Source organism: Lentilactobacillus sp. TOM.63 (genome assembly GCF_030361045.1).
GTDB lineage: Bacteria > Bacillota > Bacilli > Lactobacillales > Lactobacillaceae > Lentilactobacillus > Lentilactobacillus dabitei.
Genome location: NZ_JAUCAP010000155.1, coordinates 1 through 1,728, shown reverse-complemented (window position 1 = coordinate 1,728; position 1,728 = coordinate 1). Strand labels below are relative to the sequence as shown.

The 1,728-nt window shown below is 39.2% G+C and carries 2 protein-coding genes; both read right to left on the bottom strand.

All coding sequences use genetic code 11. The annotated features are described in order from the left end of the window. Positions 1–460: 460 nt before the first annotated feature. Positions 461–1,120, bottom strand: coding sequence for a replication protein (locus tag QUF07_RS13795; RefSeq protein ID WP_275957227.1), 660 nt, complete (start codon positions 1,118–1,120; stop codon positions 461–463). Positions 1,121–1,186: 66 nt separating this feature from the next. Continuing rightward, positions 1,187–1,345, bottom strand: coding sequence for a CopG family transcriptional regulator (locus QUF07_RS13790; RefSeq protein WP_158160189.1), 159 nt, complete (start codon positions 1,343–1,345; stop codon positions 1,187–1,189). Positions 1,346–1,728: the final 383 nt, after the last annotated feature.

Below are 1,728 nucleotides of genomic sequence, written 5' to 3'. Positions count from 1 at the left end.
AGTGAGTCTGTCAACTCCTTAAAGCCTCCTAGAACGGCTAAAAGCCGTTCTACGTCGATTTACCGTTGACGGACAGTAAATTATACGGGTAACAGCTAAAATGGCTTAGAGGGCAAATTAGAGGCATTTAAAAGCAATCTTCAAAGCCGATAAAGTCTGAAGGAGTTGACGACTGGACTTTATTGGCTTTGAAGATTCCAACTGACGCAAGTCAGTTTTGTTTGAGCAAAGCGAAATCTGATACAGGCTTAAGTGTTTTAGCACAACTCCAATTTATTTGGAGTGTAAGTGCGCCTTTGACATTTTCTTTGGATTTTTTCATTGCCATTTTTAAAGCAATGTGCACTTACACACAACAACTAAAGTTGGTTGTGTTATTGTGCTAAAGACTTGTATCAGAAGTCGGCTAGCCGACAACAAAAAAGGTGCTCAAATCGAGCACCTACTTTCCATTCGCTAATTAATCTTGTATCTCGCCAGTCTCTTTGTTTATATCGCCTCTGCCATACTTGCGTTCCTGATAAACAGCATCGAAATACAGCCTTATCAGTCCAGTATGAGCACGTAAAACCGAATTAACGACTTTAATACCGGGCATGCCATATTCTGAACCATGAGCTTTTAAAAAGCGTCTCAGTTCACGCATATTCGCCAGATTATGGTCATCAATCAAATCGCAAACATCATTCAGCATGTCGTCTTTATCTTCAACATCAAGCGTAATATAGCGATCAATGTCAAAATTGTTCAGTAAAACAATGTCATGCTTGCTGTACTTGTGCTTATTTTTAGCAATAGCGTCTTTAGATTCATGTGTCAGATACAAATACATATTTTCCATGCTCTGGACAACAATTTGTACTTTAGCAACACTCTTATCGCCTAAAGCACGCTTGATTTTCAAGCGAACGCTTTCTGCTGTGACAGGATTTTTAGAGATATAAATAACGTGATAATGGGCTTTTTTATATTTTTGCCCCTCAACACTGCTCAAATCTTTATCATGAAGCGGGCTAATTGCAATTGGAACGCCTAAAGTTTCAAGCTTTGTTTGCCAATCTTGTGGTATCGATTCTGGATAAAGTAAAAAAGTGAAGTATCTCGCCTTTTCTTTTGCCATTTGTTATAATCGCCTTGACAGAACAAGCATTAGTGAGAACTCGTATTTCTTGAAGGGAATGAGTTCTCACTTATTTTTTTGCTCTGATTCCTTTCTTGAATATTCTTCTAAAGCTAAAACAAATATTGCAGACTTCGAAAAGCCTTTTTCTTTAGCAAATTTTTCAACTAATTCATACTGTTTATCCGTCAACCCAATCGAAACTCTTTTTTTATTTTCAGCCATAATATTCTCCTCTCAAATATTGTAAACAAATTTTACTTTTATTCGCTTTTTTTGTCAAGACACTTTACATCCACACGTTTTTTTGCCAATTTTGTTGGCGATTTGTTGATTTTTTTTTAATCGCTGTATCCCTTGGAGGAGTAAGCCCGAGACCCCCTAAAATTCAATTTTGGCACTCGGCACTTAAAAGGGGGGTCGTAGTACGGTCGCAAAATTCGCTCCCTCGCCCCCCTGATTTTCAAATTTCTATCCCACACGAATAAAACCATGGGCGCTGCCCAAACCCGCAAGCTGTGTCAGCTTGATCCCATAAATGAGCGGGAGCTCCCGCTCAAACTCACCCCGCACTCGCCGTGAGGCAGGCAAAAAAAGCAGGTGTGCTT